7 protein-coding genes and 1 pseudogene are annotated in these 6,965 nt (G+C 64.0%); 4 read left to right on the plus strand and 4 right to left on the minus strand.

Features of this window, described 5'->3' with window-relative positions; all coding sequences use genetic code 11:
• Window positions 1-443 precede the first annotated feature (443 nt).
• Genes ABT294_RS43050 through ABT294_RS43065 form a run of 4 tightly spaced genes read right to left on the minus strand, consistent with a single transcriptional unit; the run spans window position 444 to window position 3,393 of the window.
• Window positions 444-1,283, minus strand: a complete 840-nt coding sequence (locus ABT294_RS43050) for a phosphoribosyltransferase (RefSeq protein ID WP_350812253.1) — start codon at window positions 1,281-1,283, stop codon at window positions 444-446.
• A 2-nt stretch (window positions 1,284-1,285) separates the two neighbouring features.
• On the minus strand, window positions 1,286-2,410 hold the full coding sequence (locus ABT294_RS43055) for a DNA-processing protein DprA (RefSeq protein WP_350812254.1): 1,125 nt from the start codon (window positions 2,408-2,410) through the stop codon (window positions 1,286-1,288).
• Window positions 2,407-3,093 carry an XF1762 family protein gene (locus ABT294_RS43060; RefSeq protein WP_350812255.1) on the minus strand — a complete coding sequence of 229 codons (687 nt, stop codon included), beginning with the start codon at window positions 3,091-3,093 and terminating at the stop codon, window positions 2,407-2,409. Before ABT294_RS43060 ends, ABT294_RS43055 begins: the two co-directional genes overlap by 4 nt.
• Window positions 3,094-3,144: 51 nt before the next feature.
• Window positions 3,145-3,393 (minus strand): hypothetical protein, encoded by a 249-nt coding sequence (locus tag ABT294_RS43065; protein WP_350812256.1) that lies wholly within the window; start codon window positions 3,391-3,393, stop codon window positions 3,145-3,147.
• A gap of 47 nt (window positions 3,394-3,440) precedes the next feature.
• On the opposite strand from ABT294_RS43065, the gene ABT294_RS43070 reads away from it, so the two are divergent.
• The 4 genes and pseudogenes from ABT294_RS43070 (at window position 3,441) to ABT294_RS43085 (ending at window position 6,749) form a co-directional block, all read left to right on the plus strand.
• Window positions 3,441-3,863 (plus strand): hypothetical protein, encoded by a 423-nt coding sequence (locus tag ABT294_RS43070; protein WP_350812257.1) that lies wholly within the window; start codon window positions 3,441-3,443, stop codon window positions 3,861-3,863.
• Between the two features lie 421 nt (window positions 3,864-4,284).
• A complete protein-coding gene (locus ABT294_RS43075) occupies window positions 4,285-4,638 on the plus strand; it encodes a DUF4288 domain-containing protein (RefSeq protein WP_350812258.1) in 354 nt (117 codons plus the stop codon).
• A gap of 606 nt (window positions 4,639-5,244) precedes the next feature.
• Window positions 5,245-5,838 carry a hypothetical protein gene (locus tag ABT294_RS43080; protein ID WP_350812259.1) on the plus strand — a complete coding sequence of 198 codons (594 nt, stop codon included), beginning with the start codon at window positions 5,245-5,247 and terminating at the stop codon, window positions 5,836-5,838.
• A gap of 138 nt (window positions 5,839-5,976) precedes the next feature.
• Window positions 5,977-6,749 (plus strand): annotated as a pseudogene (locus ABT294_RS43085) (transposase family protein).
• Window positions 6,750-6,965 lie beyond the last annotated feature (216 nt).

Genomic DNA, 6,965 nt, shown 5'->3' on the forward strand with positions numbered 1-6,965 from the left:
CCTGGATCTCGCCCCGGTAGGTGTCGGCCTGGGCCGCGTTGCGAAACGGCTTCTTCCACGTCCTGGCTCCGGCCTTCCAACGCACGTAGTTGGTGGTGGCAGGGGGTGTCCGGCTTGCTCGCAGACGAGGGCGAACACGTCCGCGCCGTCGGTTACCCCCGGCAGGTCCCAGGGGGGCGGGGGGCGAAGCCCCTCCTCACGTGGAACCGTCGCGGCGCCGCTTGCGGTGCCGGGGCGAGCAGGCCGGCGTGGAGCATGTCGACCAGTCGGCCGGGTGCGGCTCCTCGGCGACCTGGTTGGCCTGGCACGTGGTGGTCAGGTGCTGGGAATGCGTGAGAGCCTCGGCGCTGTCGGCGCCGAGGCTCTTTCGTGCGTTGATGCTGGTACGGGTGGCCCCCTGCTCTCAGCTCAGTGAGCAGGGGCCGCGTTGCCGTGGGAGGCGATTACAGGTTGCTTACGTGCTTGGCGTGGTCTTGCCGGTCGCGGATGCAGCAGCGGTCGAAGTCGAAGGGTTCGGCTGATGCTTCCTGCCAGATGGCCATTCTGTTGGGGCGCGAGGGGGAAGGGTCTATCACTCTGATGATGACGAGCGCGACGACTTCTTCCGCCCCGTGTTCGAACAGTTTGGATGCGGCGCTCTGTACGTGGGCACCGGATATGAACCAGTCATCCACGAGGAGTACCCGTTCGCCGCGCAAGACCTGATCTTCTTTCTGTGCCCCCATTACGTGGAAGGCGTCGGGGTGGGAGTACCGGTCGTAGAGCCTTGGTACGTACTCATCGTTGGCCAGCAAAAGTTGCGGCTTGTGCAGGTCCTTCAATGCGCTGACGTCATTGATGACCCGTATCAGGGGGTGGAAAGCCTCAACGGGCTGGTTTCTCCGGGTGGTGGGGATGGAAGTCACCAGCGTGAACGGTCCGCCGGCTAAGCCTGTAAGGCATGCCTCGTGGGCTTCGTAGAAGCGGGATAGAGTCGCCGCCATCAGGGTGTGAGGCGTCATCCAACTCGGAGCCGCGCGCGCGTTTGCCTTGCTGACCACAATCTTGAACAGGCCGTTATCGTCGCCGTCCTGGACGGCTAACGAGATAGGTACCACATGTGTGGTCGGACGGTAGAGCCCGCCCATGGTGCGTTCGCAGCTTGAGCAAATGCAGTATGGCTCTCCTGTGTCGTACCTATTGTTGGGCCCCGTGTGGCAGATCCGGCAGACTCCGGAGCGCGTCGCCGGAACGTTCCTGTAGAGCTGGATGACGTGGTCGGTGACCGCCCTAGCGTCACCCATGGTCAGAACATGGTCGGTTGGGAGCACATATCTACGAGATTGACCGCGTGCTTGGACAGGTCGTCAGTGTCCTGGACGACAGTGATGCCTCCCCGGAACCCTGCCTGTGCGACCCACGCCTGTTCCTGCTGAAGCTGCTGGGGAACGAAGACATGCTTGCCCGTCTTCAGCACCATGTCGGTGCAGCGGTGGCCGGGCCCGTCGTCGCCGCCGTCCACGATGTACACGGTGGCGGCTAACCCGCAGGCCACGACGCGTTCCCGCGCGATCGTGCGGTCGGTGGGGGTGGTGTCGGGCCAGAACGGGGAGACCAACGCGCCGCGCTGGCCTATCTGCTGCGCGACATTCGCGTGCGGTCCGAGCGTGTCGGGTGCGGCTATCCCGCCGGCCAGCACGCCGAGCGTACGCCCGCCGGCTTCGAGTGCGGCCTCGTGGACGGCTGCGTCCAGGTCGGAACGCAGCGGCGCGATGACGGTTAGTCCAGCCTCGACCAGAGCGCGGGCGGCGGCGGTGGCATGCTCGCTGTCGTGTTCCCCGACGATGGCGACGGCCCGGTAGTCCTCGGGAGCCATCCGGCCGCGCACCCACACGAACGGCTGGTAGTTGTTCGCCCACAGCATGTTGCCGGGGTAAGTGTCGTCGAGGACGGTGATGAGGTGGACGTCGTCAGCGCGCATGGTGGTGATGAGGTCGCGCGCCTGATCGAGGTCTTCGATGCTCACGCGGGAGCGGAGATCAGCGGCGTGTGCCTGGTCGATTTCGACCAGCCCGGTCACATCGCCATCCATGAGCTTGAGGGCGCTACCTGCGGAGGCGATGGCGCGGGCAGTGTGGTGCCAGGGCTGCGTGTGGGTGGCTTTTGTGAGGGCGAGGACGGCGGCTTGCTCGTCGATCGTGGTCATGGACATCACCATCTCGAACGTGGTTTCGGTGTGAACGTACGCGCCGACGCCGACAAAAGCGGCGACGGGATGCGTGGTTGCCTTGGGGCTATCGTGCCGAGGTCGGCACCACGGCGGGGCGGGTTTGCCGGGTTGAATCCATCGCCGTACCGGCCGCGCGGCGAGTGCCAGGTTTGTTGAGCAGGTCACCGGGCTCCGGCTCGGTACGTGGGTGGTGTTGTTCATGCGGCACCTCCGGCGTTTCTAGTTGCTGTGCGCATGCGGTAGGCGGTTTGGCGGCAGGCGTGGGAGCAGTACCGAGAGGGACGGCCGGCGCCTGAGTGAGGTGATGGCAGGGGTCTTTCGCAGACGGCGCAGCGGCGCTTGGGCAATCGGATAACGTCACGAATAACGTCACGCCAGAGCTCCTCAGGAAGGGGTGCAGCTTCGGAGGTGGCGAACTCCCAGAGTCGGCGTCCGATGTGCTCCGTCCCAAGAGTGGTGCGGGGACGACTGGGGGTGTCCCAACCAGGCCGCGGCGGCAGGGTGGCGACCAGTCGCATGCCAGCTGCGCGCAAACTGACGCCGGTTTCGCCGTCTTGGATGTAGGTGATCAGACGGCGGTAGCCGGCGTTGCGGAAGGTGCGCCATGCCGCAGCTGGTAGTGCCGAGCAGGCGTTGGGGTGGCCGTTGGTGGCCACTCGGGTGGCCTCGACGATCTCGCCGGTGTCCAGGATGCGACTCACCGGGCGCCCCACGACAGCCACGCCTACCAAATGCCCGTCTGAGGTGACCACGCCGAAAGACAACTTGTGACCTTGTGGCGCAGCGTGATGGCGGTGGTACTGGGTTATGAACGCTCGCGCTCGGGCGAGCGTCATGGGCACGATGCGGAGTCGGGTGGAACCTTCGGGGGCGTAAGCGTTCATGTGGCGCCGCAGAACCAGTCCATCAGTGTCAGCATCAGGTGTTCCCTTCGCTCAGGCGGCGGTACGGCCGGTGGTGGGTGCGCCGGTGCCGGTGGGCAGCCAGCCGGTCAGCGGGTCGGAGGTGTTCTCGCGGGCCGTGGTCAGGTCCATGGGCATGGCCAGGCCGAGGAAGTGGGTGCCGCAGGTGATGACCATGACGCGTCCAGCAGGGCGGATCTCCAGGGGCAGGTGGTCGCGGGATGCGGTGCGGAAGCGGGTCAGGTAGGCCGAGTTCAGGGCGACGCCGCGGTCGGAGGTCATCACCGGCTCGGGCTTGGTGGCCAGCTGCTTGGCGAGCCAGGAGATTCATGAGGCCAGCCAAGCGTTCGATTGTCGCTGTCGGACTCCTCGGAGCCGCCCTATTCGGGACCGCTGCCCCCGCATCGGCGGCTACGTTCCTAGTCGAGCATGGCGCAAACACGGCTGTCACCTCTCTCGACGACAAAGAAGTCACGCTTTGTGACGGCGAGGACGACAACCTCGGCGTTCAGGTCAAGTACGTGCGCGCCTCCGGAAATTCGGGCGCATTCTGGGAAAAGCGCGGTGTGGGTGCCTGTGCGACGTCGGGTTCGGGCACGGTCATCGTCAGGATGCAGATTTGCGAGCAGCGACCGCGCGGAGCGGACAGCTGCACGGCCTGGAAGGATAATCCGAACCTAGGCTTCGCGCCGATAAAGATCACAGAAGAGGACCTTCGTCGCGAAGCAGAAGACCCCTACATGAACCGATAGCATCCTGTCTCTTCGAAAGGGGATCAGTGAACACACTCATTCGCCCCGCAAGAGCCATTCTTGCAGGCCTGGTCGGGCTTACCGTTCTGGCGGCAGCGCCCAGCGCAATGGCAGCTTCCGCGCCCCCCAGCGCCGTCGCCAGCATGATCCCAGACGGCTGTAAGGTTGAGGAGAACTTCGCTACCACGGCGGACGACTACATCTCCAAATGCAGGTTAGCGTCTGTGAGGACCAGGTTCCCTAGCGAGTACCTGCCATTGGCGCTCGCGCAGATTAAGGTCGAACTACTGCAGGCCGGACGGCCTGGAAGCTCCTCGCGGACAGCAGATTCTCTAAGCCGTAATATATACGTTCAACAATCCGCTCCGACCTAATCCTATTTCTGGTCGGAGCGGATTGTTCGTCGTGAAGGAAAAGGGTGATGGTGAGCAGCGGAAATACGTCTCCGTACATTGCGACCCTGATATTCAAGAGTCAGGTTGGTGGAGGCTATAAGCCCCCTCTTTTTAGCGAGGATATCGTGTTGCTTCATTGTCGCTCCCTCGATGAAGCTCGCATGGCAGCAGAAGTGCGAGGACGCGAGGATGAGACTACCTATAGCAATGAATATGGAGAGGCCGTTACCTGGACATTTGTTGGAGTAGCCGACGTGCGGGAAGCATTGTACGATTCTCTCGACGAGAATGTGAGCCTTTATTCGAGGAGTTTCGACAACTTGACAGAGTACACAAGGGTTTTCTCTGTCGAGCCCTTGCCACACGAACGTGGTATATAGGCCATCTCGCAGGCTCCTCTACCGCACTTATAGCATGTGGAAGGACTTGCAGTGGCTGGCCCCTTGCTTCTGTCGCGTGGGCCTCAACCAGTGCACCGTTGCCGAATAGTTCTTATAGACGATCAAGCGGCGGCGCGGCGCGCCGCCGTACCCCGGCCCTACGCCCTCCCGCCGTCCGGGCGTGCGGCCTGGGGTCCGGTCCCGGACGGCGGCGGGACACCGGGCCGGGCGCCGCGCGCCAACCCCGCCGTACCAACCGAACGCCCCGACCGGGGTTGCCCCGCCGCACAGATGCAGCCCTACGATCGCCACTGCATGGCTGGACGCCGTACGTGCTTGGGGGCGATCGGCGAGCCAGGGTTCGTTCCTCACCCTGGTTCGCCGGGTAACGTGGCTGATCTTCGAAGTACGGATCGTGGGTGACGAACTAAGACGAGCGAGGCACTTTTGCCTTGGCCATCGCCGGCCCTACGCGCTGACTGTCATAGCGCGCGACGGTCTACGTCGAATCAGCACCCGCCAACCAGGCAGTCAAGGCTTAGAGGCGCTTGTGCTGTTCGCGGTCGCCTCGCCTATCTCGCAACTCGTTGTTTTAAGATCGCATCTGTGACTGAGATCGTGCGCACCGAACGAGCGGATAGGGTTTTCGTCTCTTACCGACAGCTCAGGGTAAGCGACCGCGGCTTCGATAAGGGTTCTCCAGACCATTCATCTGACCAGTTGGCCGCCGCTCGGCCAGGCCTTGCGGTGATTTGGACAGGCGTGCACACGGGATTTCTCGACGTGACGATCCAGCTGGCGGCAGCACCTCCAAACCTGCCTCGCCCCGAGGAGTGGGAGGAGAGTATTGAGATCGACCTCGTCACGTTAACCGGTGAAACGGTGCTGTTCGGGCTGATGGGTGATCCTCCCTCGCAGTTTCCCAACCTAACCCCGCAAGGGCCAGGTCGCTACCGCATGAGAGTCCATACTCGCGGCAGGAGCCTCAACAACAAGGCATACAAGCAGGTCTGCCCAGAGGTTTATATGGTCACCATCTGGCCCATCGATGTCGGTTGTGGCGCCGCCGCCAGGTACCAGGAGGTGGCCGACAACGAGCCACCGAACAGGTCTGACCGGATTCTGGCATGGGCCAAGGAGCAAGCAAGAAACGAGCCGGGCCGACCGGCACGCAAGGGCGCGCGCGAGCAGAAGAGATAATGAGCCGTTTTCATCCCCGTGCGGCGGGCTGCTGATCACAGCATGATCGCGAGGTTGGCGTTTGCCTGATGGCATGGCGAAACCCCTGGTAGACGGGTTGATCACCACAATCACGTCCGCCACAACCAGGGGCCTCGGATGCTGTTCTATCGTGCTGCCGTCGACGTGTCGCGCTCAACCCTGAACTACGTCGCCGGCCTCATCCGCCGGCACCGCAAGGCGATCGGCTCGGTCTGGCGGCTGCTCAACCCGGGACAACAAGCCCTGCTCGTGCTGGTCTACCTGCACAAGGGAGAGACATTCCCTGAGCTCGGGGCCGGGTTCGGGGTCTCGACGGCGACGGCGTGGCGGTATGTGGAGGAGACCGTGATGCTGCTGTCGGCGCGCTCGCCCAAGCTCGGCCAGGCGCTACGCAAGGCCAAGCGGGACGGGCTGCACTACCTGGTGCTGGACGGCACGCTGATCCGCATCGACCGGATCAAGCCGACCGGCCCTACAGCTCCGGCAAGCACCGCGTGCACGGCATGAACATCCAGGTCATCGCCTCACCGGATGGGACGATCCTATGGACCTCGGGCGCGCTGCCGGGCAAGACGCACGACCTGAGCGCCGCCCGCGTCTGGGGCATCCTGCGCGAACTGGAGAAGGCCGGGATCGTCACCTTGGCCGACAAGGCCTATCAAGGAGCCGAGGGCCCGGTCGTCACCCCGTACAAAGGCAAGCCCGAGCCCCAGAAACGGGCCAATCGCTCCCACGCCAGACTCCGCGGACCCGGCGAACGCGCGAACGCCCAGCTGAAGAGCTGGAAGATCCTTCGAAGGCTACGTTGCAGCCCTTCCAAGGCCGGACACCTGTGCAAGGCCATCGCCGTCCTTCAAAACCACCGCCTCGCACAGGCCCACTGCAGATGAAAGGGTTCATTGATCCTTGGCGATCCGTGATCAGGTCCGAGGTGGCATCACCCCGGGACGCCACCGAAGCTGATCTCATTGCCTTCCGCGTCCCGGTAGGTCACCTTGGTCACGCCACCGTCGTACGTCTCGCGCTTGGCGGGCTCGATGCCCCGCCGGGCGATCTCGACGACCCGGTCGTCCAGGTCGTCGACGAACGACAGCACCAGGGCGTTC

It is taken from the genome of Nonomuraea sp. NPDC000554, assembly GCF_040300065.1.
Classification (GTDB): domain Bacteria; phylum Actinomycetota; class Actinomycetes; order Streptosporangiales; family Streptosporangiaceae; genus Nonomuraea.

Excerpts from the sequence above, each read along its gene's own strand:
- ABT294_RS43050 (WP_350812253.1), bottom strand. The coding sequence starts at position 1,283 with ATGGGTGACGCTAGGGCGGTCACCGACCACGTCATCCAGCTCTACAGG.
- ABT294_RS43055 (WP_350812254.1), bottom strand. The coding sequence starts at position 2,410 with ATGAACAACACCACCCACGTACCGAGCCGGAGCCCGGTGACCTGCTCA.
- ABT294_RS43060 (WP_350812255.1), bottom strand. The coding sequence starts at position 3,093 with ATGAACGCTTACGCCCCCGAAGGTTCCACCCGACTCCGCATCGTGCCC.
- ABT294_RS43065 (WP_350812256.1), bottom strand. The coding sequence starts at position 3,393 with ATGACCTCCGACCGCGGCGTCGCCCTGAACTCGGCCTACCTGACCCGC.
- ABT294_RS43070 (WP_350812257.1), top strand. The coding sequence starts at position 3,441 with ATGAGGCCAGCCAAGCGTTCGATTGTCGCTGTCGGACTCCTCGGAGCC.
- ABT294_RS43075 (WP_350812258.1), top strand. The coding sequence starts at position 4,285 with ATGGTGAGCAGCGGAAATACGTCTCCGTACATTGCGACCCTGATATTC.